Genomic DNA, 24923 nt, shown 5'->3' with positions numbered 1-24923 from the left:
GGGCGTTGGTCGCTTCGACGCTAGTCCCTCCCCCTGGACCGCGACAGTCGATCGAGGTCGTGGTGGAGGACCGTCCCGGTCCGGTACGCGGGGCTCCCCGCGGCACCCCGCGCCGGGCCTGCCGGCGTCCGAGGGGTGGCCGCGACGACCGCCGCGACCACCCCGCCCGCAGCCCCCCGGGCGGCTCCCAGCGCCCGCGCCGCCTCCGTCAGCGTGGCGCCCGTGGTCACCACGTCGTCGACCAGCACCAGCAGCGCACCGGGCGTCGGCGGCGGGCCGGTGACCTCGAAGGTGCCGGCCAGGTTGGCCCGCCGCTCGGCGGTGGACAACCCCGACGAGTCCCGGACGCGGCCGCGCCGGCGCAGCAGCCGGCACTCCTGCGCCGACACCCCGGCCGCGCGCAGCTCGAGCACCGCCCGCCCGGTCAGCTCGCGCACGTGGTCGCGGCCCCGGGCCCGGAGGGCCGCCCGCGACGCGGGTACCGGCACCAGCAGCAGCGGCGGCTCCCCGGCCACCCCGATCCGGGCCCCGGCGACCGCCAGGGCGAGCGCGGTGCCCAGCGGCGCGGCCAGCTCCGCACGGCCGTGCTCCTTGAACGCGTTGACCACCGGGCGCACCGGTCCCGCGTAGACCGCGGCGGCGACCGTCGGCGGGAAGCCCGCGGGGAACCGCCGGGGCGAGGCGAGGTGCGGTACGGCCAGCAGCCGCGCGCAGCGGGTGCAGAGCACGGCGCCGGGCAGCCCGCACCCCGCGCAGGTGCGGGGCAGCACCAGGTCGGCCAGCGCCGACAGCACCCCGGAGCCCACCGGGCCAGCCTGCCGGGTGGCGCGGGCACGAGGTGGACGCCGCTTCCGGGTTGTGGACGGCGGTGCACCTCAGGACGGGTGCACCTCAGGACGGGTAGAAGGGCGCCGTCCCCGGCAGCGGCTCCTCCCCGCGGACCAGGGTCACCCACCTCCCGCCGGACAGCTGCCAGATGTCGGAGCCGGTGCTCACCAGCGGCTGGCGCGACGGGGCGGCCGCCAGCGCGGTGGGCTGTCTGGGCAGCCCCGAGGTCGGCACCGGGCTCAGGCCCCAGCCGTCCACACCCACCGAGTACGGGACGATGCGGTCCTGACCCTCGTCGCCGGCCAGCACCAGCAGCTCGCTGCTGTCCCGCCAGCCGACGTCGACGACGCCGGACAGGGTCGGCGCCACGGCGCGCAGGTCGCGGAGCACGACGGCGCCGTCCGCGTCCGAGCGGACGACGGTGCCGACGTGGAGCCGGCGCCCCTGGCTGCCCTCCACCACCACGGCGGCCCGGACGCCGTCGGGCGAGAGCTGCAGCACGTCGGCCCGCCCGAGGCCGGGGAGGGTGGGAGCGGCGACCGGCTGCGGCGGCCCTCCGGCGGGAACGCGGACCAGCTCCGCGCCGTCCCGCACCACCCAGGCCTCCGTGCGGGTCGCGGCGACCGTGGGTGCGCTGAGCGTGCGGCCGTCGAGCACCGGCGCCAGCTCGCCGCCGTAGGGGCCGGCGAGCAGCGTGGCGCCCGTGCCGTCGGCGCGGACACCGGTGAGGAAGTTCAGCTCACCGCCGGCCGCCGCGACGGCGGCGCTCTCCAGCGCGTAGACGCCCTCTCCGGCCGGTCCGGGAACCGGGTCGCCCCGTGGGACCGTGCGGACGGCCCCCGCATCGATGTAGTGGCCGACCCCGTCGACGGGTACGGCGTCCGGGTCGAAGGACGCCCAGTCCTCGGCGGTCTGCCGCTGCGGCACCCCGTCGGGGGCGATCGGTTCCCCGTCGAGCAGGACGACGACGTTGACGATCCGCGGCCGGACCAGCTGCTGCAGGCTCCACACCAGCTGCGCGCAGATCTCGGCGAGGAGCGGCGCCGGCTCGGCCGGCAGACCCGTGAGCTCCACGGTGGCCGTCTGCCCCTCGACGGTCACCGACCGCTCCAGTTCCACGCCGCTCAGCGGGTTGAGGACGCCGGCGGCCAGCGCCGGCGACGGGCCGGCGATCAGCCGTTCCACCATCACCGTGGGCTGGGACTCGCCGCGGATGAGGTAGCGCGGGTCGGGGACCACGCGCGACCCGGTGGGGTCGAGGAAGTAGGCGGCGACCTCGTCGTACAGCCGCCGGAAGTCCGGCTCGAGCATGATCAGCCCGTCCGGCGGGTTGCTGATCCGCCACTCGCCGTCGACTCGCTCCAGGGTGAAGTCCCGGGTGAAGACGCCCCGCTCGGCCACGGTGAACACGCCGCGGGGATCGACCGTGCCGATCAGGTTGGCGGTCACGGTGACCGCGCCCTCGTCGGTCGTCACGACCGCGTAGTCGCTGCCGATGATGCTGATGCCGCTCGTGTCGTCCCAGGACTCCCGCGCCGCCGGGGTCAGGTACTCCCGGGCCACGGGGTGACGGCGCACGGTGCTGGCCGCCGCGTCGATGAACTGGCGGACGATCTCCTCGGTGCTGGCCCCGGGGGCCGGCGCGATCGGTTCGATGCCGACCGCCTCCGGCACCCGGGCCGGCGCCTGGGTGATCAGCACCGTCGGTGAGTCGGTGGGCACCGTCGAACACGCGACCAGCGTCAGCAGCGCCGTCAGCAACGCCACGGCGACCGACGCACGCCGCCTCACCGCGCCGCGCCTGGTCGCTGGGGCCTCACCGGACGCAGCGGCAGGGGCGAGCTGGTCAGATCCCCGCCGGCCACCAGCGGCAGGGTGAGCCGGAACTGGGCGCCGGCGCCGGGCTGCCCCCACACCTGCAGCCAACCGCCGTGCAGACGGGCGTCCTCCAGGCTGATCGACAGCCCGAGGCCGCTGCCGCCGACCGTGCGCACCCGGGAGGGGTCGGCGCGCCAGAACCGGTCGAACACGTGCTGCGCCTCGCCGGAGCTGAGCCCGACCCCGTGGTCGCGCACGGTCACCGCGGCCGCCGACCGGTTGGCGGCCAGCGTGATCTCCACCGGGCGCCCGGCACCGTGCTCGATGGCGTTGCCGACGAGGTTGCGCAGGATGCGCTCGACCCGGCGGACGTCCACCTCGGCCAGGACCGCCTCGGCCGGCCGGGTGACCCGCAGCTCGCAGCCGTGACGCTCGGCGAGCGAGCTCATCCCGTCGACGACCCGGCCGACCAGCGCACCCATGTCGGTCGGGGTCGAGTCGAGCACGGCCGCGCCGGCGTCGTAGCGGCTGATCTCCAGCAGGTCGGTGAGCAGCGCCTCGAACCGGTCGAGCTCGGCGCGCAGCAGCTCGGCCGAGCGGGCGACGTGCGCCGGGAAGTCCTCCCGGGCCTCGTGCAGGATCTCCGCCGCCATCTGCACGGTGGTCAGCGGGGTGCGCAGCTCGTGGGACACGTCCGAGGTGAACCGCTGCTGCAGCTGGGACAACCCCTCCAGCTGCGTGATCTGCCGCTGCAGGCTGTCGGCCATCGCGTTGAAGCTGGTCGCCAGCCGGGCGAGGTCGTCCTCGCCCCGCACCTCCATCCGCTCCTCGAGCTGACCTTCGGCCAGCCGCTGGGCGGTGCCGGCGGCCTGCCGCACCGGGTCGACCACCAGCCGGGTGACCAGGACGCCGATGCCGACCACGAGCAGCGTGAGCGCCACCCCGCTGATGACCACCGTGCTCCGGATCAGCTGGAGGCTCTCCTGCTCCTGCTGCAGCGGGAAGACGTAGTACAGCTCGATCCGGTCGGGCCCCTGCGCGTCGCCGCTGACCGGCGCCCCCACCAGCAGGCCGGGCCGGGGGTCACCGGACTCGCCGGGCACCCGGTGGTACTTCGACGCCTGGTTGCCGGCGTCGACCGCCGACCGCAGCTCGGGGGGCAGCGCGGCGTACAGGGGCCGGCGGTTGGTGGCCGGGACCTCTGCCCCGCCGCTCGGCCGGTAGATCATGACGACGTCGAAGTCGCCGGCCGCGCCACCGCGGTCCAGCAGCCGGTTCACCGTGCGCTCGAGGGTGGCGCGGACGCTGGCGGCGTCCCCGGTGGCGATGCCGGCCAGCTCGCTCTGGGCGTACACGACGCCCGCCTGTACCTGGTCGACCGCCGCGTCGCGCTTCACCCGCAGCAGCTGGTCGCGGATCTGGCTGAACAGCACCATGCTCACGATCAGCACGACCGTGCCGGCGAGGAGCATGGTGATCGCGCCGATCCGCACCTGCAGCGACGACCGCCAGGCCTGCGCCGCCCGCGAGCCGAGAGCACCGGCGGTGCGCCGCACGCGGCGGCGCACCTGCCCGGCGCGGCGGCGCAGCCCGCGCCCTACCCGGAGGAGCTCCTCGCGCGCCCCTGGGCCGCGCCCGGGATCCGGTGAGTACTGCCCGGACCCGGCGCCCGTCTCGGGGGTCCGGGTGGCGGTCACCGCCCCAGTGTCCCTCAGCCGGCTGCCGATCCCGGGACTCCGCGCCCAGCGGGCACCGCTCCGCTCACGGTGCATCCGGATCCGCTCACGGAGGCCCGGCCTTGTAGCCCACCCCGCGCACGGTCAGCACGACCTCGGGCTTCTCCGGATCGCGCTCGACCTTCGCCCGCAGCCGCTGCACGTGCACGTTGACCAGGCGGGTGTCCGCCGCGTGCCGGTAGCCCCACACCTGCTCCAGCAGGAGCTCCCGGGTGAACACCTGACGCGGCTTGCGCGCCAGCGCCACCAGCAGGTCGAACTCCAGCGGGGTGAGCGCGATGGGGACGCCGTCCCGGGTGACCTGGTGCGCGGGGACGTCGATCTGCACGTCGCCGATGCTCAGGTTCTCCGCCTGCCCGGTCTCCCCCCGGCGCAGCTGCGCACGCACGCGGGCCACCAGCTCGACGGGCTTGAACGGCTTGGTGACGTAGTCGTCGGCGCCGGCCTCCAGCCCCTGGACGACGTCGATCGTGTCGCCCTTCGCGGTGAGCATGACGATGGGCACCGTCGACTGGGTCCGGATGTCCTGACAGATCTGCAGACCGTTGCGGCCGGGCAGCATCAGGTCCAGCAGCACGAGGTCGGGCCTGGTCTGCTGGAAGACGCCGACAGCGCGGTTGCCGTCGGAGACGAAGGCCGGCTCGTACCCCTCGCGCCGCAGCACGATGCCGAGCATCTCGGCGAGGGCGGCGTCGTCGTCGACGACCAGGACACGGCCACGGCTGGGTCCGTTCTGCGGAGCAGTGGGGGGCACGGCGCCCATTCTGCGTGACGCACCCCCGAAAACGCTCTGCCCCGCCCGGAGAAGATCCCCCGGGCGGGGCGGAACAGGCTGATCAGGGCCGCAGATCGCCGCGCTGGGTCACGAGCGGCCGGCCCCTGTCAGGGACTGGAACGGCCCCCTCGCAGGGTCCCGCCGCGAGCGGTGGGGGGCGAGGGGGTCCTTCCTCAGTAGCGGTAGTGGTCGCTCTTGTAGGGCCCCTCCACCGGGACGCCGATGTAGTCGGCCTGCACCTTGGTGAGCTGGGTGAGCTTCACGCCCAGCGCGTCGAGGTGCAGCCGGGCCACGTGCTCGTCGAGCTTCTTGGGCAGCACCGTGACGCCGGGGGTCTGCCCCTCGTAGGCGGCCCGGTTGTTCCACAGCTCGATCTGCGCCAGCACCTGGTTGGAGAACGACGCGCTCATCACGAAGCTGGGGTGCCCGGTGGCGTTGCCCAGGTTCAGCAGCCGGCCCTCGGAGAGCACGATGATCGTGTGGCCGTCGGCGAACCGCCACTCGTCCACCTGCGGCTTGATGGTGGTCCGCTCGATCCCCGGCGTGCGCGCCAGGCCGGCCATGTCGATCTCGTTGTCGAAGTGCCCGATGTTGCCGATGATCGCCTGGTGCTTGGTCCGGCTCAGCTGGTCGGCCGAGATGATGTCCTTGTTGCCGGTGGCCGTGATGATGATGTCGGCCTTGCCGATGACCTCGTCCAGCGTGGTCACCTCGTAGCCGTGCATCGCCGCCTGGAGGGCGTTGATCGGGTCGATCTCGGTGACGATGACCCGCGCACCCTGGCCGCGCAGCGACTCCGCGCAGCCCTTCCCGACGTCGCCGTAGCCGCAGACGACGGCGACCTTGCCGCCGATCATCACGTCGGTCGCGCGGTTGATGCCGTCGATCAGCGAGTGCCGGCAGCCGTAGAGGTTGTCGAACTTGCTCTTGGTCACCGAGTCGTTGACGTTGATCGCCGGGAAGAGCAGCCGGCCTTCGCGGGCGAGCTCGTACAGGCGCATGACGCCGGTGGTGGTCTCCTCGGTGACGCCGGTGATGCCCTGGCCGATGCGGGTCCAGTACTGGCCGTCCTCGGCGAGCGTGCCGCGCAGCACGTCGAGGATCACGCCGTACTCCTCGGAGTCGGCCTCGGTGGTGTCGGGGACGACGCCGTCGGCCTCGAAGCGGGTGCCCAGGTGGATCAGCAGGGTGGCGTCACCGCCGTCGTCGAGGAGCATGTTGGGGCCGACGACGTCGCCGTTCTCGTCGCGGAACTCGAACAGCCGCTGCGTGCACCACCAGTACTCCTCGAGCGTCTCGCCCTTCCAGGCGAAGACGGGCACGCCGGCCGGCTGCTCGGGGGTGCCGTCGCCGACGACGATCGCCGCCGCGGCGTGGTCCTGGGTGGAGAAGATGTTGCAGCTCACCCAGCGGACGTCGGCGCCCAGCGCCGTCAGCGTCTCGATGAGGACGGCGGTCTGCACGGTCATGTGCAGCGACCCGGCGATGCGGGCACCGGCCAGGGGCTGGGCGTCGCCGTACTCGGCGCGCAGCGCCATCAGGCCGGGCATCTCGTGCTCGGCGAGCTGGATCTCCTTGCGGCCGAACGGCGCCAGGGAGAGGTCGGCGACCTTGAAGTCGCCGTCGGTCAGCGTGCGGGTGCCAGTGCTGGCGGTCATGTCGCTCCAGTGTCCGCGCCCGGGCCGTGGCCCGCGGGGCGCTACGGGGTGGTCTGAGAGAGCGAGCATGCCGAGGCTTCGGCGGGGCTCGTGCCGGCGTCCAGCTTAGACGCGCGGCCCGCGACGGGCGCCCGTCCCTGCTCACGCATGTCGGTTGTGCACCGCCTGCATCGGCTGGGCCGGCCGGCCCCCTGAAGGCGGCACTCACCCCTTCGCCCGAGAACCACACCGCGCACCCCGCCGGTCGGTGGATCGAGGCCACCGCCGGGCGATGTCGCCCCATGGTGATCGGGGCCTGATGCGGGGCTCGTCCCGGCGCTTCCACCGCAGACCCGCCCGCCCGTCGAGGTCACCCGCTCTCTCCCCCGGCAGCTCCAGGCCGTCCGTCGGCCGGTTGCCTCGGGGATCGCGCGCCGTAGAAGAGGCAGTTCCCCTTGCCGAGGTGCGGCACTCCCTGGGTGCATCGCGGCCTTCTCCGCCGTGTCGGGCCGCACGAGGGTGAAGCCATGCCCACCACCTTCCCCGCTTTCACGGCCGCCGGACTGGCCGCCGTCCGCGCCGGCGCCGATCGGCCGCTGCTGCTGACCAACGCGACGATCCACACCCTCGACCCGCTGATCGGGACCATGCACGACGCCGACGTGCTCCTCGGCGGCACGCTGGTCGTCGGCGTCGGGCCCGGCATCGTCACCGCGGCCGAGGACGACGGCGCCGTGGTCATCGACGCCACCGGCACCACCGTGCTCCCCGCCCGCCTCGACGCGACCACCACCCTCGGCGCCGCCGCGCGCGGCACCGGCCCCGGGACGCTCGCACCCGGCGCGGACGCCGACCTCGCCGTCGTGCCCGACGAGCACGCCCCGGACCTGGCCACGGCACTGCACACCGCGTTCACGCGACCCGACCTACTGCTCGCAGTCCTGCAAGAGGGACGCCCCGTCCACTGGGCCGGCGACCCCCTCGGTTCCGTGCCGCCCCGCACCCGACTGCAGCCCGACCGGCTCGCGGTCGACCCGGGCCGCGTAGGCGTGTGGGTCGACACCGGCGACTTCCTGCACCAGGAACTGACCGCCGACGGCCGCTACGACGAGACCCGCGGGGGCCGCCTGCACGCCTTCGCGGGCCGCTACTGGGTCGACGGTGACCGCATCGACTACCTCGACGACCTCGGCTTCTGGGCCTTCGGCCGGTTCGCCGACGACACCTTGCACCACGCCGGCTACACCATGCACCGGAAGGACGCCCGATGAGCACCGACCCCGTCCTGGACGCACTGAACCGCTCCGCCACCGATCCCGACCGCCTCGTCCTGCTGCGCGGCGCGACCGTCGTGACGATGGATCCTGCGCTGGGAACCATCGACACCGGTGACGTCCTGGTGCGCGGGGCGCGCATCGTCGACGTCGGCCGCGACCTTCCGGACGCCGGGGCGATCGCCGTCGACGTGACCGGCAGCATCGTCGCCCCGGGCATGGTGGACACCCACCGGCACGCCTGGCAGGCACAGATGCGCCGCACCATCCCCGACGTCGACGACCTCGCCGGATACCTGCAGTCCACGCTCATGCACGTGGCGCCGACCTACGCCCCCGACGACGTGTACCTCGGCACACGCCTGGCCGCGCTGACCGCACTGGACGGCGGCATCACCACGATGCTCGACTTCTCGCACAACTCGCGCACCACCGCCCACTCGGACGCGGCGATCACCGCGCTGATCGACTCCGGCATCCGCGGTGTGCACGCCTCCATGGCCCCGCACTTCGGCGACTGGGACGGCCAGTGGCCCGCGGACCTGACCCGGCTGCGTTCGACCTACGTCCCCACCGACGACCAGCTGGTCACGCTGCGCGTGGCGGCGCTGGCCACCGGAGACATCGCCGGGCACCTCGCCTACGGTCCCGACCTGGCTCGGGTCGCAGCCGACCTCGACATCGGCGTGAGCCTGGACGTCATGTTCGGTCAGGCCGCCTCCCGCGCCATCCTGGACTGGCAGGGGCAAGGGCTGCTCGGCCCGCACCTGGAGTCGATCCACTCCACGGCGCTGTCCGCGGACGCCTGGGCGGCGATGCGCGACCACGGCGTCACCGTCTCGCTGGCCCCCACCTCCGACGCCCAGATCGGGCTGGAGGACGCCGTCCCGCCGGTCGACGAGGCGCTCGCCCACGGGATCCGGCCCGGGCTGTCGGTGGACGTGGAGGTCGCGCTGGCCTCCGACATGTTCACCCAGATGCGGTCGCTGCTGACGATCCAACGCATGCGCGCGGTCAACGCCGCCTACGGCACCGGGCAGGCGCCCAGCCGCATCACCACCCGCGACGTGCTCGACTTCGCGACCCTGTCCGGGGCGCGCACGCTGCGGCTCGACGACCGCACCGGTTCCATCACCCCGGGAAAGCAGGCCGACCTCGTCATCGTGGACGCCGAGGCGATCAACACCATGCCGCTGCACGACGCCGTCGGAACCCTCGTGCTGGGCGCCGACCGCTCGAACATCACCTCGGTGTGGGTGGCCGGCCAGGTGCGCAAGTGGGACGGCGCCCTCGTCGGGGTGGACGTCGACGCCCTGCGCACCCAGGTGCACGACTCGGTCGCCGCGATCACCGAGCGTCTCGCCACCACCGGAGCCGGCCGGTGACCCCGCCCAACGCCGACACGTTCGTCGTCACGCGTGCGCACGTCAGGACCGGGTCCGGCACCGTGGCGCCCGGCGATCTGCACGTGGTCGGGGAGCGTCTGGCCGCGGGGCCGGCCGACCCCGGGGTGGAGGTGATCGACGCCGACGGCGCCTACGCCGTCCCGCTGCTGGTGGACAGCGCCGTGGCGCAGCTGCCGCCGGCCCGGCGCGGCGGGTACAACCTCGTGCCCGGCAACCCGGCCACCTTCGCCGTCCTGCGCCGCCCGGTCAGCGAGGCGCAGGTGCACAGCATGCTGGTCGTCGACCCGCAGGACCTGCTGGCGGTGTGGGTCGCCGGACACCTCGAGGCCTGGGACGGCGAGCCGACCCGGCCCGCGGGACAGGACGTCGCGGACCCGGCCGTCCGAGAGACGTGGGTGGGCACCTGGCACGACCCTGACCGCGGCCTGCTGCAGCACCTGCGACCAGACGGCCGCTACTCCGAGACCCGGGGCGGGCGCGCCGACGCGTACACCGGCCGCTACTGGCTGCACGAGGACCGGGTCACCTACCTGGACGACTCCGGCTTCTGGGCGTTCGGCCAGCTGCTGGACGGCGTCCTTCACCACGCCGGGTTCGTGATGACCCGACGCTGAGCAGGCGGCGCGCCGGGCCGCGGGGGCCCCGGCGCGCCGCGGCCGCCGGCTGCCAGGGAGCACCAGGTCCTGGTTGCCGAGGTGAGCGGCCCCTACGGTCGGAACGTGAGCACCGCAGATCTCGGCCCGTTCCTCAAGACCCGCCGCGGCCACCTCCAGCCCGACGACGTCGGGCTGACCGGGCACACCACCCGCCGCGTGCCCGGGCTGCGTCGCGAGGAGGTGGCGATGCTGGCCGGCGTCAGCGTGGACTACTACGCCCGCCTGGAGCAGGGCCGCGAACGCAACCCGTCACCGTCCGTGCTCAACGCGATCGCCAGCGCCCTGTGCCTCGACCCCGACCAGCGCGAGCACCTCTTCCGCCTGGCCCACCTGGCGCCCACCACCCTGGCGCCCACCACCCCGGCGCCGCCGCAGTCACTGCTGGACCTGCTCGAGGCGTGGCCGCACACCCCCGCGGTGATCATCAACCGGCAGCTCGACGTGCTGGCGCACAACGCCCTGGCCGGCGCCCTGTACTCGGACTTCGACCGGATCGACAACGTCGCCCGCATGACGTTCCTCGACCCGGTCGGCTCCAGCTTCTACGCCCACTGGGACCGAGCCGCGGAGTCCTGCGTGGCCAACCTGCGCCTGGCCCTGGGACACGTGGACTCCGCCGATGCCGTGCGCCGGCTGGTGGTCGAGCTCTCCACGGCCAGCTCCGCGTTCCGCCACCTGTGGGCCAAGCACGACGTACGCGGCAAGACGCACGACTCCAAGGCGTTCCGCCACCGCGACGTCGGCGACCTCGTCCTCGACTACCACACGCTCGACGTCAAGGGCTCACCCGGCCGCCAGCTCATCGTCTACCACGCCGCGCCCGGCTCGCCCAGCGCGGACAGGCTGCAGCTGCTCGCCTCCCTGCACGCCACGCCTTTGGCAGCGCCCGCGACCCCGGACGCCCCGTAGGCAGGCCAACCGTCCTCACCCCGACAGCACACCCAGCACCGGTCCCCACGGGTTCGGGGCCGGGCCGGTGCGCCCGGAGCTCCTGCGCCAGCCCGGTCGCGCCTTCGGCTCGCCGTCCTGAACCACCCGCGAGACGTTCACCTGGCCCGAAGCCGACAGGGCCGCGTGGATGCCTCAGTGGCACGCCGACTGCAGCCCCGGCTCGACATCGAGGAACCGCGCCCGACCGGCGTGAGCCTCGTGGAGTGGCCTGCAGTGCTCGACGCGCCGCGAGCGGCGCGCCGGGCACGCGACGTCCCGGGAGCCAGGCGGCGGGCCCACCGGATCGTCGCGGCACACGTCAGGACTCGCAGCCCACCCCGTCCCCGTCGCCGTCGAACGCCTCCGAGAAGCCGGGCTCACCCCGGTGGATGGGCGCCGCTCCGGCGGCCCGTACCGCCGCGCAGTCGGCGTAGCGGGGCGCCGACGCGGACCGCGGGTCGGCTTCGGGAACGGTCGCCGCCGGCTGCGGGACGGGCAGCGGTGAATGGTCGGCGGACGGCAGCGGCTCGTCCGGACACCCCGCGAGCACCCCGGCCATGGCGTCGTGCTCGGCCGGAGTCACCCAGAGCCCGTGCGCGGCCTTCACGGCGATCTGCCGGGCCACGTAGGCGCACCGGTAGCCGCGGTCCGGCGGCAGCCAGGTGGCGGCGTCGCCGTCGCCCTTCTGCATGTTGAGCGGGCCGTCGACGGCGAGCAGGTTGAGCGGGTCGTTGGCGAACCGGACCCGCCGTGGCTCGTCCCAGCCCTGGGCGCCCTTCTGCCACGCGTCGGAGAGCGCGACCACGTGGTCGATCTGCACGTCGGCGCTGGTGTCCTGGCCGCGGAGGAAGGGGATCGTCTCCCCCGAGTAGGGGTCGGCGAGGGTGCCGGTGGCGACGACGCAGTCCCGGGTACCCGGCTGGAAGGTCTCCCCGGTCAGATCCCGGGCCAGGACGTCGTTGCGCGTGTCGCAGCCGTTGCGGTCGGTGTCGACCCAGCCCGCGCCGAACTGGTCCCGGTCGTAGCCGGTCTTCGGGGCGCGGCCCTTGACGTCCAGCTCGTCCAGCGCGGCGAGCGCGGCGAGCGCGGAGCCGGTGACGAGCGCGGGCGCCGCCGTGGCCTCCGTGCGGTCGGCGCCCTCGCCGACGTCCACCGCCTCGCAGCCGGCCGACGCCATCGCCACGCCGAACGCGAGGACCGCACCGGCGAGCCGACGGGACCGGGAACCGGGTCGTACGTGCACGCAACTCCCCCACCAGCCGGACGGCGACCGGCTCGACGCTAGGCCGCGGCTGCCGGACCCCGTCGGCGCAACGCCGGGGCCGGCCGGCGTCTCACGAGATGGCGGTGGTGGCCCGGTAGAGCACCGCCGGGCCGCGAGCGGCGACCGGCGCACCGGCGGGGACGAACGCCGCGCGGCCCTTCGCCAGGGTCAGCTCTCCGTCGACCGACGCCAGCACCGCGGTGCCCTCCGTGCACAGCAGGAGCTGCGGTCCGCGCGTGGTCAGCGTGCCCGCCTGCTCGTCGAGCTGGCAGCGGGTGAGGTCGAAGTCCTGCACCGGCACCGGGTAGCGCAGGCCGCCCGGCCCGAGCACCGGGTGGATCACCGGCACCCGCCCGTCGGAGAAGTCCAGGACCTCGATCAGCGCCGCGAGGTCGACGTGCTTGGCGGTCAGCCCGCCGCGCAGCACGTTGTCGGAGCTGGCCATCACCTCGACACCGGCACCCGACAGGTAGGCGTGCAGGTTGCCCGCGGGGAGGAACACCGCCTCTCCCGGGGCCAGCTTGAGGTGGTTGCACATCAGCGAGATGACGACGCCCGGGTCGCCGGGGTAGGTCTCGGCGAGGGTCGCCGCCCACCGGTAGGTGTTGATGAACTCCGGGTCGTGCGCCGCCACGAACCTGCCCGCCGCGGTGGCCACGGCGGCCACGAGCTCCGTCCGGCGCTCCCCGGGCAGCGCCAGCAGCTGCGGGATCGCCGCGCGCAGGCCGCCGCGCGCCAGGGCGGCGATGGTGGGCTTGAGCTCAGGCACCTGCAGCTTGGCCAGGCAGTGCAGCGACTCCTCCACCGGGCGGAACCCGCACAGCGCTTCGAACGTGGTGAGCGCGAGCAGCAGCTCGGGCTTGTGGAAGGGGTCCTTGAACGTCCGCGTCGGGTCGTCGTGCGGGATGCCGGCGGCCTCCTCGGCGGCGTAGCCGGCCTCGGCCTGCTCCGTCGTGGGGTGCGCCTGCAGCGACAGCGGGGTCTCGGCGGCGAGCACCTTCATCAGGAAGGGCAGCCGCGCCCCGAAGCGCTCCACCACCGGGGTGCCCAGCAGCTCGGCGGGCTCCTCGGCGATCGCCTTGTCCAGCGGGCGCCCGTCGGCCAGGACGCTGGGCTCGTCGGGGTGGGCCCCGATCCACAGCTCCGCGTGCGGCCGCTCCGCGGGCACGGGCTCACCGAGGAGCTCGGGGATCACGGTGCGGCTCCCCCACGGGTAGAACCGCACACCGTTGCTCAGCTGCCACATGGTCTGGGCAGATTACGGCCCGACCGCGTCCCCGGGAACGAACCTCACCCCCGCGGGGCGGGTCGCCCCCTGGTCACACCGCGGGACGGCCCCGCGGCGCCCGGGGCGGGGATCTCCCGGGACGGTGGCCTTCTCCCCCGCCCCGGCGACCGGGGCACGGGTGCGGCGCCGCCGGCGCCGCGTCTCAGTGCGCCCCGGCCCCGGCCTTGCCCCGGTGCACCGTGAGGTTCATGACCAGGACCACCACGGCCCCCACGACCAGCCCGAGCAGCGCGCTGCCCAGCGTGTTGACCAGCCAGCCCACGACCCCGCCGAGAGCGCCGGTGGCGTCGTGCGCCGCCTCCTCCAGGTGGTGCACGAACTCGTAGAGCGGGTGGAAGCCCAGCTCGTCGGTGCCCACCAGGATGATGTGCCCACCGACCCACAGCATGGCGACGGTGCCGACGACGGTGAGGGCGGACAGCAGCTTCGGCATGCCCTTCACCAGGCCGCGGCCGAACGCGGCGAGCCCCTTCGAGGTCCGCTGCGACAGGTTCAGCCCGACGTCGTCCATCTTCACGATGACGCCGACGACGCCGTACACCAGCACGGTGATGCCGAGCGCGACGACCACCAGGATGGCCGCCCGGGACAGGAAGCCCTCGCTCGCCACCTCGTTGAGGCTGATCACCATGATCTCGGCCGAGAGGATGAAGTCGGTGCGCACGGCCCCGGACACGATCGTGCTCTCGTCCGGGAGCGCGTCCTCCACCGTGGCGTGCGCCTCTGCGTGGCCGCTCACCCGGTGCCAGATCTTCTCCGCTCCCTCGTAGCAGAGGTAGGCACCACCGATCATCAGGATGGGGGTGAGCAGGAACGGCAGGAACTGGCTGAGCAGCAGGATCGCCGGCAGGATGATCAGGAGCTTGTTCCGGAGCGATCCGACGGCGATCTTCCGGATGATCGGCAGCTCGCGGTCGGCGTTCAGCCCGTGCACGTACTGCGGCGTGACGGCGGTGTCGTCGACGACGACGCCGGCCGCCTTGATGCTGGCCCGCCCGGCAGCCGCCCCGATGTCGTCGATCGAGGCCGCGGCCGCGCGCGCCAGCACCGCCACGTCGTCGAGCAGGGCTACGAGTCCACCCGCCAAGGGAGTTCCTTCCGATCGGTCAGCACCGGCGTGCTGTCGCCATGATGGTGGACCCGCCACGGGCCGCGCGCGCACTCAGCGAGGTCGGGCCCGCTCGGTGTCGAGGGCGAGCGCCAGGTAGACGGCGCTGAAGTCGGCGACGGCCAGCTGCCGGGCCAGGCGGGGCAGCCGAGCGAACCGCTCCGGCTCCCCGTGCTCGGCCAGGCCGCTGACCGGCACGCTGTGCGCCGCGGCGGTGCTCAGCACCTGCTGCATCGCCTCGGCCGCCGAGCGTGGCTCCCGCTCCCCCGCGCCGTCGTGCCCGCCGGCGTCGCTGTCGCGGATCGTCAGCAGCCGCAGCCGCCGGCCGCTGTCGGCGACGCGGTCCCGGAAGAAGTCGTCGGCCGCGTCCTGCGGCGCGAGCGGCCCGCCCAGGACGGCGCAGGCGGCAACCCGCTGGTCCGGCAGCCGGAAGTCGGCGACCGGGAGCCCCGCGAGCGTGGCCAGCTGGTCGGCGACGCGGGTCGCCGCCGCCCCGGCGAGCGGCCCTTCCCAGGCGATCACCGGGAGCGCGTCGAGCAGCTCCAGCGCCAGGCTCTTGGCCGGGTTGACGAACGACTCCCGCGCCGGGCCGCACTCCTCGGCCACCTGGTCCAGAGCCCCCGCCACCGCCTCGGTGTCGGCCACGCCGTCGGCCAGCAGCCTCAGGTCGGCCGCCAGGCGAAGCATCGGCGTGAGCAGCGACCAGAGGGTCGTGTGGCGGACGCGGCTCGCCGGCAGCGCGACGTAGGGCGCCCGGGCCGAGGAACACACGCCGCGCAGCGGCGCGTCCTCGGCGCCGATCCCGACCAGCGCGACCCCCCGGCGGGCGGCCTCGTAGGCCGGCGCGAGGGCGTACGCGCCCGCACCGGTGCGCGTGGCCACGACCGCGACGTCGCTGGGGCCGGTCCACACGGGCAGCGCGGGACCGGGGACGACGTCGACGGTGACCGGGCTGGCGGGGCCGAGGAGTGCCCGCAGCACCGACGCGGCCACGGCGCCCTCCCGCCGGGCGACGATGACGAGCCCGCGGGGCCGGCCGCCCTCGGTGACCCGGTCCAGCCCGGCCTCCTCGGTCAGCCGCGCGGTCTCCCGGACCTGCGCACCGGACCCGGCCACGGCCGGCAGCAGCCCGCGCGGATCCCGCGCGCGCAGCAGCTCGAGGTCGTCGAGGACCTCCTCGGCCAGCTCGGGCGAGGTCATGACGAGCGGTGCCGTGCCTCGTCGAGCAGCAGCACGGGGATGCCGTCACGGACCGGGAACGCCCGGTCGCAGGTGCCGCAGACCAGTTCACCGGCCGCCTCGTCGACGGCCAGCGGGCTGTGGTGGCTGTCCGGGCAGGCGAGGATGGCCAGCAGTTCCGGGTCCAGGCCGAGCGGGCCGCTCGGGGCGCCGCTCCGGGGTGTGGTCACTTCGACTCCTGTTCCGCGCGCACGGTGCGGAGCACCCGGTCGCGCACCTCGCTCATCCGCGCCTCGTCCGGCGCCTCCACGTTCAGCCGCAGTAGCGGCTCGGTGTTGCTGGCCCGCAGGTTGAACCACGCGCCGTCGGGCAGCTCGACGGTCAGGCCGTCGAGCTCGTCGACCGTCGCGCCCTCCTCCTTCTCGAAGACCTCCCGCACCGCCGCCATCCGCTCCCCCGCGTCGGCCACCGTGGAGTTGATCTCGCCGGAGGCGGCGTAGCGCGCGTAGGCGGCGGTCAGCTCCGACAGCGGCCGGCCCTGCTCCCCCAGCGCGGCCAGGACGTGCATGGCCGCGAGCATGCCGGTGTCGGCCCGCCAGAAGTCGCGGAAGTAGTAGTGCGCGGAGTGCTCGCCACCGAAGACCGCGTCGGTGCGGGCCATCTCGGCCTTGATGAACGAGTGCCCCACGCGCGTGCGCACCGGCTGCCCGCCGTGCTCGCGCACGATCTCCGGCACGGCCCGGGAGGTGATCAGGTTGTGGATGATCGTCGTCCCGCGCCCCTTGGCCAGCTCGCGCACCGCGACCAGGGCGGTGATGGCCGAGGGGCTCACCGGCTCGCCCCGCTCGTCGATGACGAAGACCCGGTCGGCGTCGCCGTCGAACGCCAGGCCGATGTCGGCGCCGTGCTCGACGACGGCGCGCTGCAGGTCGACCAGGTTCGCCGGGTCCAGGGGGTTGGCCTCGTGGTTGGGGAACGACCCGTCCAGCTCGAAGTACAGCGGCACGATCTCCAGCGGCAGCCCGGCGAGGACCACCGGGACCGTGTGCCCGCCCATGCCGTTGCCCGCGTCGACCACGACGCGGAGCGGCCGGATCGTGGCGAGGTCGACCAGCGAGCGCAGGTGCGCGGCGTAGTCGGCGAGGACGTCGCGGGCGGTGACGGTGCCGACCCGTTCCGGCACGCGCTCGTAGGTGTCGCGCTCGGCCCACTCGCGGATGGTGACCAGCCCGGAGTCCTGCCCGATGGGGGCGGCCCCGGCACGGCACATCTTGATCCCGTTGTACTGCGCGGGGTTGTGGCTGGCGGTGAACATCGCCCCGGGCACGTCGAGCGATCCGGCGGCGAAGTACAGCAGGTCGGTGGAGCCCAGCCCGGCCTCGACGACGTCGACGCCGCGGCCGATGACGCCTTCGGCGAAGGCGCGGGAGAGCGGGACGGAGGTCTCGCGCATGTCGTGCGCGGTGACCACGGCGGTCGCACCGCTCTCGGCGAGGACGAACTCGGCGAACGCCGCCCCGATCGCCCGCGCGACGTCCTCGTCCCACTGGTCGGGGACCACCCCGCGGACGTCGTAGGCCTTGATCAGGGCCGAGAGATCACGCACGCCGCGACACTATCGGCGCGCCCCGCCACGCGCTGGAACGGCCACCCTTCCGGGGCTCGCGCCGAGCTTGCGAGGCGTGGGGGAAGGGTGGTCCTTCTAGGGGAGGTCGGGAAGCACCCGCAGGTGCCCGCGCCGGATGCCGCTGCCGTCGTCCGCGGGAGCGCGCGGCGGCTCGGGGCGGGCGGCCTCGCGGACGGCGTCGGCCAGGGCCAGCAGGTCGTCCCCCGTCGGCCCGGCGTCCTCGACGTCGATCTCGTGCCGCACGACCTCCCAGCCGCGCGGGACCGTCAGCCGCTCCGCGTGGAACTCGCACAGGTCGTAGCTGTGCGGCTCGGAGTACGTCGCCAAGGGGCCCACGACAGCGGTCGACTCCGCGTAGACGTAGGTCAGGGTCGCCGCTGCCGGTTGCGCGCAGCCGCTGCGCGAGCAGCGCCGTGACTGCCTCACCACCGGTTCCTCACGCACGGCACAGTAATCCCGCCCGGCGGTGCGCGACAGCAGGCACACCGGGAAACCGGCTGTGGCGCACCATCCTGCACGATGACCCCGTGGGCATCGTCACCGGTCGGGCGCGGGTTCGGGACCGGCGCGGCTCGACGTGGGAGAACGCCCGGCGAGCCGTCCCGGGGCCCGGCGTGTCGCGGGTCGCCGTACCCTTCGGGCAGTCATGAGCCATCCTCCGCGCCGCCGCGCCCGCTCCCGTCGCGACCGCCACGGTCGTGGCCTGCGCGGGCGCCTCGCCCCTGCCGAGGTGCCGCTGTCGCGCAGCCGGGCCGAGCTGTTCGACGACCTGGTCCTGGACGCCGTCGAGGACCTGGAACGCCGCTGGGAGCGCGAGCTGGCCGGGGTGGAGTTCGCCGTCGAGGACGTGCCCTGGGTCGAGCACACCGATCCCGACGAGGCGCTGCTGGACGCCGACGTCCTCGACGACGCGGGCGTCCCGCTGGCCCGGCTGCTGCCGGCCCGGCGCGAACAGGGCCAGGAGGTCCCGCCGCGGATCGTGGTCTACCGCCGGCCGCTGGAGCTGCGCGCGCACGACCGGGAGGACCTCGCCGATCTGGTGCGCGACGTGGTCGTCGACCAGGTCGCCACCCTGCTGGGCCGGGATCCCGAGGAGATCGACCCCACCCGCTGACATGCTGGACGGGATGGACGCCGCCGCCACCACCGCCTGGCTGGTCACCGGCGTGGTCCTGGGCGTCCTGGCCGTGGCGGCCCTGGTCGCCGCCACGGCCGTCGTCCGGGCGCGCCGGTCCCGCGCGACCGGCGCACCGGATCCCGTCGACGACCTGGCCGACTTCCACGAGCACCCACCGGGCACCCGGCCGGAGCCGCCGTCCCCCGCCGGCTGGGCGACGCTGGCCCCGCCGTCGGTGGCGCCCGCTCTTCCCGGCGAGGACCACGGGCAGGGCCGCGCCGTCCTGGCCGCGCTCTGCGTCGTCGCCCTGGCGGTCGTCGGCACCGCCGCCGCGGTCGCGGCCGGCCGGCTCGCGGCGAGCGGGCCCGCCGGCGGGCCCGGGACCGACGATCGGGGGACGCCGGGTCCCGCGCCGACCTCGGACGCCGGGGCACCCGACGCCCTGGTCGCCGACCTGGTCGCCGGCGGGCTCGTCCTGGAGCCGCGGGCGGTGGGCGTCACCGCGGCCTACCCCGAGGCGCGGCTCACCGCCTCCGCCGGCACGGCCCGGCTGGAGCTGCGGCTGCCCACCTACAACTGCCTGGCCGCCGAGGCCCCGGCCGACCCGGTCGCCGCCGGGTGCACCGCCACGCCCGTCGAGCACGCCGTCGTCGAGGGTGAGGACCTGGTCGTCTCCCGCGACGGCGAGCGGTGGACCGTGCGCGGGCGCGCCCCGACGGTCCTCCGGCCGGGCGGCTCGGCCCCGGAGCCGACCGGCCGGGTCTACCCGCTGGAGCTCACCCTCGTGCCCCAGGGCGCACCGGCTGCCGACAGCGCCCGGGCCGCCACCGGGGAGCTGCGCCTCGGCACGGGCAGCGCCCCGCTCCTGCCCGAGCGCAGCCGGGTCCACCTCCCCGGCTGAGCCTCAACGGGGCCAGCGCCGCACCGGCACGGAGAGGGTGCTCGCCGGTGCGCCCATCACCGTGCGGGGACCGCCGTCGCCGTCGATGCCCCACCACGGCCAGCGGTTCCCGCCGTCGACGAGGGTGAGCAGCCCGGCACGCGGCCGGTCGCCCTCCGCGACGACCGCCACCTCCAGGCGGCCGACGGCCGCGTGCAGCCGGGCCGCGGCCCGCAGGAACTCCCGCGCCCGCCGATCGGGCGCGGCGGCGAGGAACGCGGGGAGCCAGCGCTCGAGGTGCCGGTGGTCGTGCGTGCGCTCCACGGGCCCGACCCGGTCGAGCGCGTCGACCAGCAGCGCGGTGCGGGCGTTGGCCAGGACGGCGGTGGGCAGCCGGGCAGCCAGCGCGCGGGCGGTGGGATCACCCAGGGGGAGCCCGGTCAGGTGCAGCGCCCAGGGCCCGCGCAGCGAGCCCAGGAGGCCGAGCACCCCTTCGGCGAGGCGCCCGGCGGCCTCGTCGTCACGGGCCAGCAGGCGCGCGGTGGGGCGGCCACCGGGCAGCGGCCGGGTCGCCTGGCCCAGCACGGTCACCTGGGTGAGCACCCCGCGCCGGCGCAGCTCCAGGAAGGCGGCGGCGCGCGGCGTGCCGTCGCTGTGCCCCGGGACGACGACGGCGGCGGGGCGGGTCGGCAGCGGGCGCGCGGCGCCGTGGTTGAGCACCGCGGTCAGCCACGGCGCGCGGGCGGTCAGCGGCGCAGCCAGCGCCTCCGCCAGCGGCTCCGCGGCCCGGACCTCGCGGACCACGTGCGCTCGACCGAGGGCGACGCGGGCGACCATGCCCGAACAGAACCACAGCCGCCGGCGAGGGGCGCCGGCGGCTGGGGTGAGAGTGCTGGATCGGCCCCTGCAGGGATCCGCCGCGAGCTCGCGAGCGGTGGGGAGCAGGGGGTCCTTAGACCGCTCGGCGGCGGAGCCGGCGTCGTTCGCGCTCGGAGAGGCCACCCCAGATGCCGAAGCGCTCGTCGTTGGCCAGCGCGTACTCGAGGCACTCGGCCTTGACCTCGCAGCCGGTGCAGATCTTCTTCGCCTCGCGGGTGGAGCCGCCCTTCTCGGGGAAGAACGCCTCGGGGTCGGTCTCGGCGCACAGCGCCTGCTCCTGCCAGGACTGGGTGTCCGGCTCCAGCCCGAAGCCGAGGAAGCCGACGAACGGCTGCCCCGTCCCCTGGCCCACGGCCTGGCCCGTGGCATGCCCGGTGACCGGCAGCCGGTCGGCCGACCGCTCCGACCCGTTGACGTAGTCGCTCAACCACGACACCTCTGCCATGACGGTGCGTCCCCTCTCGCTCTCGTCCCGGTGCGCGGCCGGCAGGACGTTCCCGGGCCGATCAGCACTCGTTGACACCGCCGGAATTACACGCGTGTCGTTGCCCAGGCGTCAACTTCGCCCGGTGTAAGCGACACGCCACACCAGCCCCATCCGTCACGGGGCCTTCGTCACATCTCGTGGTAGCCCTCGACACGCCCGGCGAACAGTCGACAAGTGCTCATCGGGCACCATGCGTTTCGTGCAGATCGTCGTGCTGGCAGGTGGGACCGGAGGGGCTCGATTTCTGCGCGGGGTCCGCGCCGCGGCCCCCGAGGCGGAGATCACGGCCGTGGTCAACACCGGGGACGACGTGACGCTGCACGGGCTGCGCATCTGCCCGGACCTGGACACGGTCGTCTACACCCTCGGCGGCGGCATCGACGAGGAGCGCGGCTGGGGCCGGGCCGGCGAGTCGTGGACGGTCAAGGAGGAGCTCGCCGCCTACGGCGCCGACCCCGCCTGGTTCGGCCTCGGTGACCGCGATCTGGCCACGCACCTGATCCGCACCCGGATGCTCGACGCCGGCTACCCGCTCTCGCAGGTCACGGCGGCGCTCGCGGAGCGCTGGCGGCCCGGGGTGACCGTGCTGCCGATGAGCGACCAGCGGGTGGAGACCCACGTCGTCGTCACCGACCCCGAGGACGGCCGGTCGCGCGCGATCCACTTCCAGGAGTGGTGGGTGCGCCACCGGGCCGGGCTCGACCCCTCGGCCTTCGTCCAGGTGGGCGTGGACGGTGCCCGCCCCGCACCCGGCGTCGTGGAGGCGTTCGCCTCCGCCGACGCCGTCCTGCTCGCCCCCTCCAACCCCGTGGTCTCGATCGGCACGGTCCTCGGCGTGCCCGGGCTGCGCGACGCCCTGCGGTCCTCACCGGCCCGGATCGCCGGGGTCTCGCCGATCGTGGGCGGCGCGGTCGTGCGCGGCATGGCCGACCGCTGCCTGCCCGTGCTGGGCATCGAGGTGAGCGCCGAGGGGGTCGGCCGGCACTACGGCGCCCGCGCCGACGGTGGGCTGCTCGACGCCTGGCTGGTCGCCGAGGACGACCCCGCCGACGTGCCCGGCGTCGACGTCCGGCGGCTGCCGCTGCTCATGTCCACCCCCGAGGCCACCACGGCCCTGGCCCGCGCCGCGCTCGATGCCTGTGCCTGAAGAAGGACCCCGCCCTCCGCACGGCTCGCACGATCGCCGCGCGCCTCTGGACGGGGCCGTGCCATCCGGTGTCTCGATCCACCCGGTCGCCGGGCTGCCGGAGTTCGCCGCCGGTGACGACCTGGCCGCGGCCATCGCGCGCGCCGCGCCCTGGCTCGCCGACGGCGACGTCGTCGTGGTCACCTCCAAGGTGGTCTCGAAGGTGGAGGGCCGACTGGTCCGCCTGGAGCCCGGGACCGACCGGGAGACCGCCCGCCAGCGGGCGATCGATGCGGAGACGGTGCGGGTGGTCGCCCGCCGCGGGCCGCTGAAGATCGTGCAGACCCGGCAGGGCTGGGTCGTCGCCGCCGCCGGCATCGACGCCTCGAACGTCTCCGCCGACGCGCTGGTCCTGCTGCCCGAGGACGCCGACGCCTCCGCCCGGCGGCTGCGGGCCCGGCTGCGGGAGCTGGCCGGGGTGGAGGTCGCGGTGGTGGTCAGCGACACCTTCGGCCGGACCTGGCGCGAGGGGCTCACCGACGTCGCGGTCGGGGCCGCCGGGATCGTCGCGCTCGAGGACCTCCGCGGGGCGGTGGACGCCCACGGCAACCGGCTGGAGACCACCCGGGTCGCCGTCGTCGACGAGCTCGCCTCCGCCGCGGACCTGGTGAAGGGCAAGCTGGCCGGCGTTCCGGTCGCGGTCGTCCGCGGGCTGCCGGCGCGACGGCCGGCCGACGACGCCGACGAGGGCACGCGGCCGCTCGTGCGGCTGCCCGGCGAGGACCTCTTCCCCTACGGGTCGCGCGACGTGGTGGCGTCCCGCTCCCCCGCGACCGACCTCGTGCCCCGGCCCGACGAGCTCGGCGCCGTCGCGGAGGCGTTCCGCGTCGCGGCCGCCGCCCTCCCGGAGTTCCCGGTCGTGCTGCGCCACGGCGGCGACGGCGACGGCGTCGTCGACCTCCACCTCTCCGACACCGTCACCCTCACCACCGCGCTGAACCTCGGCGCGGTGATCGGCGCCGCGCTCGTGCAGCTGCACGCCATGGGCTGGTCGACGCGGTGGGAGCCGGTCGGCTCCCCCGGAGGGACCTCACTCGTCGGGAGGCTGTGGCTGGGCGGTCCGGCGCTGTAGAGCCGGAGCGCTCGGTACGGTTCGTCCCCATGCGCGGGATCATCCTGGCCGGTGGCACGGGGAGCCGTCTGTTCCCCATCACCCAGGCGGTGAGCAAGCAGCTCATGCCGGTCTACGACAAGCCGATGATCTACTACCCGCTCTCCACGCTGATGATGGCGGGGATCCGCGAGGTGCTGGTCATCACGACCCCGGCGGACCAGGCCGCGTTCCGCGCCCTCCTCGGTGACGGCAGCCGGCTGGGCATGCGGATCGAGTACGCGGCCCAGCCGCGACCCGAGGGCCTGGCCCAGGCGTTCCTCATCGGGGCGGAGTTCCTCGGCGGCGAGGCCGCGGCCCTGGTCCTCGGCGACAACATCTTCTACGGCGCCGGCCTGGGCACCGCGCTGTCCCGGCTGCCCGTGCCCGCCGGCGGGCACGTGTTCGCCTACCACGTGGCCAATCCGCGGGACTACGGCGTCGTGGAGTTCGACGACGCCGGCCGGGTGCTCTCGATCGAGGAGAAGCCGGTGCGCCCGAAGAGCGCCTACGCCGTCCCCGGGCTGTACTTCTACGCCGGGGACGTCGTCGAGGTGGCCCGCGGCATCACCCCGAGCGCGCGGGGCGAGCTGGAGATCACCGCGGTCAACGAGCACTACCTGCGGGAGGGCCGGCTGACCGTCACCGCGCTGGACCGCGGCACCGCCTGGCTGGACACCGGCACCTTCGCCTCGCTGCGCCAGGCGACCGAGTTCGTCTCCGTGGTCGAGGAGCGCCAGGGCCTGAAGATCGGCTGCATCGAGGAGGTGGCCTGGCGCAACGGCTGGCTGGACGACGAGGGGCTGCGCGCCATCGCCGAGCCGCTGGGGAAGAGCGGCTACGGCGCCTACCTGCTCGGCCTGCTCGCCGAGCGCTAACGGCGCCGGTTGTCCACCGGGGCGAACCGGGGCCCGCGCCGCGGCCGCCGGGGGCCGCCGGCCAGCAGCAGGCGCACCACCCGCTGCCGGTGCCCCCGCCACGGCTCCAGCAGCTCGAGCATGCCCTCGTCGTCGGTGTTCCGGCGGCCGGTGAGCGCGTAGCCCACCAGGTTCTTCAGGTGGTAGTCACCCACGCTGACGGCGTCCGGGTCACCGTGGACCCGCTGCGCCACCTCGGCCGCCGTCCAGATGCCGATCCCGGGGATCGAGCGCAGGCGCTGCTGCAGACCGCCGGAGTCCCCGGCCCGCTCGGGCTCCAGGGCGGCGGCCACCGTCGCGGCGGCGCGCAGCGCCCGGCGGCGCGCACCGTCGAGCCCGCAGCGGTGCCACTCCCAGTCGGTCACCTCGAGCACGCGCTGCGCCGAGGGCACCACGCGCATCCCCTCGGGTGCGGGGCCGGGCGCGGGCTCGCCCGCCAGCCGGAGCAGCTCCCGCCACACCCGGTGGGCCTCGACGACGGTCACCTTCTGCTCCAGCACCGCCGGGACGAGCGCGTCCCAGGTGCGACCGGTCCGCCCCAGCCGCAGCCACGGCGTCGTGCGGTGCAGCTCGGCCACCGTCGGGTGGTGGCCGGGGCGGAACTGCTCGGGGTTATCGGCGGCGCCCAGCCACTCGGGCACGGCGACCCCCGCGCACTCCGCGCCGGGGCCCCACGCGCTGATGGCCACCCCCGCGGCCGTGCGGACCAGCCGCACCGTGGCCGCGCCCGCCGGGGTCGACGTCGTGCGCCAGAACCCGGAGTCGGCCAGCCGCAGCGCGGGGTCGCCCGGCCCGCGGCGGTGCGGAGCCAGGGTCCGGCCCACGTCGAGGGGCCAGTCCG

Annotated in this window: 24 protein-coding genes; 9 read left to right on the top strand and 15 right to left on the bottom strand. The window is 75.0% G+C overall.

Translation table 11 applies throughout. The annotated features are described in order from the left end of the window. Nucleotides 1-20 precede the first annotated feature (20 nt). The 5 genes from ACI8AG_RS11090 to ahcY all read right to left on the bottom strand — a co-directional run bounded on the left by ACI8AG_RS11090 (nt 21) and on the right by ahcY (nt 6815). On the bottom strand, nt 21-806 hold the full coding sequence (locus ACI8AG_RS11090; RefSeq protein ID WP_456597091.1) for a ComF family protein: 786 nt from the start codon (nt 804-806) through the stop codon (nt 21-23). Nucleotides 807-891: 85 nt separating this feature from the next. Then, nucleotides 892-2595, bottom strand: a complete 1704-nt coding sequence (locus tag ACI8AG_RS11085; protein WP_456597090.1) for an LpqB family beta-propeller domain-containing protein — start codon at nt 2593-2595, stop codon at nt 892-894. Nucleotides 2596-2615: 20 nt separating this feature from the next. After that, entirely contained in the window at nt 2616-4343 is a 1728-nt protein-coding gene (gene mtrB, locus ACI8AG_RS11080; RefSeq protein ID WP_456597089.1) for an MtrAB system histidine kinase MtrB, read from the bottom strand. A gap of 85 nt (nt 4344-4428) precedes the next feature. Next, nucleotides 4429-5145, bottom strand: coding sequence for an MtrAB system response regulator MtrA (gene mtrA / locus ACI8AG_RS11075; protein ID WP_456589929.1), 717 nt, complete (start codon nt 5143-5145; stop codon nt 4429-4431). Nucleotides 5146-5330: 185 nt separating this feature from the next. Then, nucleotides 5331-6815, bottom strand: coding sequence for an adenosylhomocysteinase (gene ahcY, locus ACI8AG_RS11070; RefSeq protein WP_456597088.1), 1485 nt, complete (start codon nt 6813-6815; stop codon nt 5331-5333). A 506-nt stretch (nt 6816-7321) separates the two neighbouring features. On the opposite strand from ahcY, the gene ACI8AG_RS11065 reads away from it, so the two are divergent. From ACI8AG_RS11065 to ACI8AG_RS11050, 4 genes are all read left to right on the top strand, one after another. After that, nucleotides 7322-8065, top strand: a complete 744-nt coding sequence (locus tag ACI8AG_RS11065; protein WP_456597087.1) for an Atu4866 domain-containing protein — start codon at nt 7322-7324, stop codon at nt 8063-8065. Next, nucleotides 8062-9453: an amidohydrolase family protein gene (locus ACI8AG_RS11060; RefSeq protein WP_456597086.1), complete on the top strand. Its 1392-nt coding sequence runs from the start codon at nt 8062-8064 to the stop codon at nt 9451-9453. Before ACI8AG_RS11065 ends, ACI8AG_RS11060 begins: the two co-directional genes overlap by 4 nt. Next, nucleotides 9450-10088, top strand: a complete 639-nt coding sequence (locus ACI8AG_RS11055) for an Atu4866 domain-containing protein (protein WP_456597085.1) — start codon at nt 9450-9452, stop codon at nt 10086-10088. The genes ACI8AG_RS11060 and ACI8AG_RS11055 overlap by 4 nt, the downstream gene beginning before the upstream one ends. A gap of 105 nt (nt 10089-10193) precedes the next feature. Continuing rightward, the gene (locus ACI8AG_RS11050; RefSeq protein ID WP_456597084.1) at nt 10194-11039 is read left to right on the top strand and encodes a helix-turn-helix domain-containing protein; all 846 of its coding nucleotides are present in this window, start codon (nt 10194-10196) and stop codon (nt 11037-11039) included. 340 nt (nt 11040-11379) lie between these two features. Here the strand turns inward: ACI8AG_RS11050 and ACI8AG_RS11045 are convergent, their stop codons facing one another. From ACI8AG_RS11045 to ACI8AG_RS11015, 7 genes are all read right to left on the bottom strand, one after another. Then, nucleotides 11380-12303 (bottom strand): GmrSD restriction endonuclease domain-containing protein, encoded by a 924-nt coding sequence (locus ACI8AG_RS11045; RefSeq protein WP_456597083.1) that lies wholly within the window; start codon nt 12301-12303, stop codon nt 11380-11382. 91 nt (nt 12304-12394) lie between these two features. After that, a complete protein-coding gene (gene manA / locus ACI8AG_RS11040; protein WP_456597082.1) occupies nt 12395-13570 on the bottom strand; it encodes a mannose-6-phosphate isomerase, class I in 1176 nt (391 codons plus the stop codon). 184 nt (nt 13571-13754) lie between these two features. Continuing rightward, nucleotides 13755-14699: a DUF808 domain-containing protein gene (locus ACI8AG_RS11035; protein WP_456589937.1), complete on the bottom strand. Its 945-nt coding sequence runs from the start codon at nt 14697-14699 to the stop codon at nt 13755-13757. Nucleotides 14700-14774: 75 nt separating this feature from the next. Then, entirely contained in the window at nt 14775-15920 is a 1146-nt protein-coding gene (locus ACI8AG_RS11030) for an SIS domain-containing protein (protein ID WP_456597081.1), read from the bottom strand. Then, on the bottom strand, nt 15917-16129 hold the full coding sequence (locus ACI8AG_RS11025) for a Trm112 family protein (RefSeq protein ID WP_456597080.1): 213 nt from the start codon (nt 16127-16129) through the stop codon (nt 15917-15919). Before ACI8AG_RS11025 ends, ACI8AG_RS11030 begins: the two co-directional genes overlap by 4 nt. Continuing rightward, on the bottom strand, nt 16126-17505 hold the full coding sequence (locus ACI8AG_RS11020; protein WP_456597079.1) for a phosphomannomutase/phosphoglucomutase: 1380 nt from the start codon (nt 17503-17505) through the stop codon (nt 16126-16128). Before ACI8AG_RS11020 ends, ACI8AG_RS11025 begins: the two co-directional genes overlap by 4 nt. A gap of 96 nt (nt 17506-17601) precedes the next feature. Further along, complete coding sequence (locus ACI8AG_RS11015; RefSeq protein WP_456589941.1) at nt 17602-17952, bottom strand: DUF3499 domain-containing protein; 351 nt, start codon at nt 17950-17952, stop codon at nt 17602-17604. Between the two features lie 220 nt (nt 17953-18172). On the opposite strand from ACI8AG_RS11015, the gene ACI8AG_RS11010 reads away from it, so the two are divergent. Both ACI8AG_RS11010 and ACI8AG_RS11005 read left to right on the top strand, forming a co-directional pair. Further along, nucleotides 18173-18640, top strand: a complete 468-nt coding sequence (locus ACI8AG_RS11010) for a metallopeptidase family protein (RefSeq protein ID WP_456589942.1) — start codon at nt 18173-18175, stop codon at nt 18638-18640. Between the two features lie 13 nt (nt 18641-18653). Next, nucleotides 18654-19544, top strand: coding sequence for a hypothetical protein (locus tag ACI8AG_RS11005; protein WP_456597078.1), 891 nt, complete (start codon nt 18654-18656; stop codon nt 19542-19544). 3 nt (nt 19545-19547) lie between these two features. Here the strand turns inward: ACI8AG_RS11005 and ACI8AG_RS11000 are convergent, their stop codons facing one another. Further along, nucleotides 19548-20360, bottom strand: coding sequence for a GNAT family N-acetyltransferase (locus ACI8AG_RS11000; RefSeq protein WP_456597077.1), 813 nt, complete (start codon nt 20358-20360; stop codon nt 19548-19550). Between the two features lie 115 nt (nt 20361-20475). Then, nucleotides 20476-20706 carry a WhiB family transcriptional regulator gene (locus tag ACI8AG_RS10995; protein WP_456589959.1) on the bottom strand — a complete coding sequence of 77 codons (231 nt, stop codon included), beginning with the start codon at nt 20704-20706 and terminating at the stop codon, nt 20476-20478. Nucleotides 20707-21088: 382 nt separating this feature from the next. On the opposite strand from ACI8AG_RS10995, the gene cofD reads away from it, so the two are divergent. From cofD to rfbA, 3 genes are read left to right on the top strand one after another with little or no spacing between them, the layout of a single operon-like run. After that, nucleotides 21089-22036, top strand: coding sequence for a 2-phospho-L-lactate transferase (gene cofD / locus ACI8AG_RS10990; RefSeq protein ID WP_456597076.1), 948 nt, complete (start codon nt 21089-21091; stop codon nt 22034-22036). Nucleotides 22037-22094: 58 nt separating this feature from the next. Beyond that, nucleotides 22095-23147 carry a coenzyme F420-0:L-glutamate ligase gene (locus ACI8AG_RS10985; RefSeq protein ID WP_456597075.1) on the top strand — a complete coding sequence of 351 codons (1053 nt, stop codon included), beginning with the start codon at nt 22095-22097 and terminating at the stop codon, nt 23145-23147. 29 nt (nt 23148-23176) lie between these two features. Beyond that, a complete protein-coding gene (rfbA, locus tag ACI8AG_RS10980) occupies nt 23177-24043 on the top strand; it encodes a glucose-1-phosphate thymidylyltransferase RfbA (RefSeq protein ID WP_456589947.1) in 867 nt (288 codons plus the stop codon). On the opposite strand, the gene ACI8AG_RS10975 is transcribed toward rfbA, so the two are convergent. Beyond that, nucleotides 24040-24906 (bottom strand): DNA-3-methyladenine glycosylase family protein, encoded by an 867-nt coding sequence (locus ACI8AG_RS10975; RefSeq protein ID WP_456597074.1) that lies wholly within the window; start codon nt 24904-24906, stop codon nt 24040-24042. The genes rfbA and ACI8AG_RS10975 overlap by 4 nt on opposite strands. Nucleotides 24907-24923 lie beyond the last annotated feature (17 nt).

The organism is Blastococcus sp. SYSU DS0552 (assembly GCF_054050815.1).
Note: the sequence above shows the minus strand (reverse complement) of the source record. Positions and strands in the feature narration are given on the sequence as shown.

What these genes read in the sequence shown, in the direction of transcription:
- mtrA (WP_456589929.1), bottom strand. Translation starts at nt 5,145, where the DNA reads ATGGGCGCCGTGCCCCCCACTGCTCCGCAGAACGGACCCAGCCGTGGC.
- ahcY (WP_456597088.1), bottom strand. Translation starts at nt 6,815, where the DNA reads ATGACCGCCAGCACTGGCACCCGCACGCTGACCGACGGCGACTTCAAG.
- ACI8AG_RS11065 (WP_456597087.1), top strand. Translation starts at nt 7,322, where the DNA reads ATGCCCACCACCTTCCCCGCTTTCACGGCCGCCGGACTGGCCGCCGTC.
- ACI8AG_RS11060 (WP_456597086.1), top strand. Translation starts at nt 8,062, where the DNA reads ATGAGCACCGACCCCGTCCTGGACGCACTGAACCGCTCCGCCACCGAT.
- manA (WP_456597082.1), bottom strand. Translation starts at nt 13,570, where the DNA reads ATGTGGCAGCTGAGCAACGGTGTGCGGTTCTACCCGTGGGGGAGCCGC.
- ACI8AG_RS11030 (WP_456597081.1), bottom strand. Translation starts at nt 15,920, where the DNA reads ATGACCTCGCCCGAGCTGGCCGAGGAGGTCCTCGACGACCTCGAGCTG.
- ACI8AG_RS11010 (WP_456589942.1), top strand. Translation starts at nt 18,173, where the DNA reads ATGAGCCATCCTCCGCGCCGCCGCGCCCGCTCCCGTCGCGACCGCCAC.
- ACI8AG_RS11005 (WP_456597078.1), top strand. Translation starts at nt 18,654, where the DNA reads ATGGACGCCGCCGCCACCACCGCCTGGCTGGTCACCGGCGTGGTCCTG.
- ACI8AG_RS11000 (WP_456597077.1), bottom strand. Translation starts at nt 20,360, where the DNA reads ATGGTCGCCCGCGTCGCCCTCGGTCGAGCGCACGTGGTCCGCGAGGTC.
- rfbA (WP_456589947.1), top strand. Translation starts at nt 23,177, where the DNA reads ATGCGCGGGATCATCCTGGCCGGTGGCACGGGGAGCCGTCTGTTCCCC.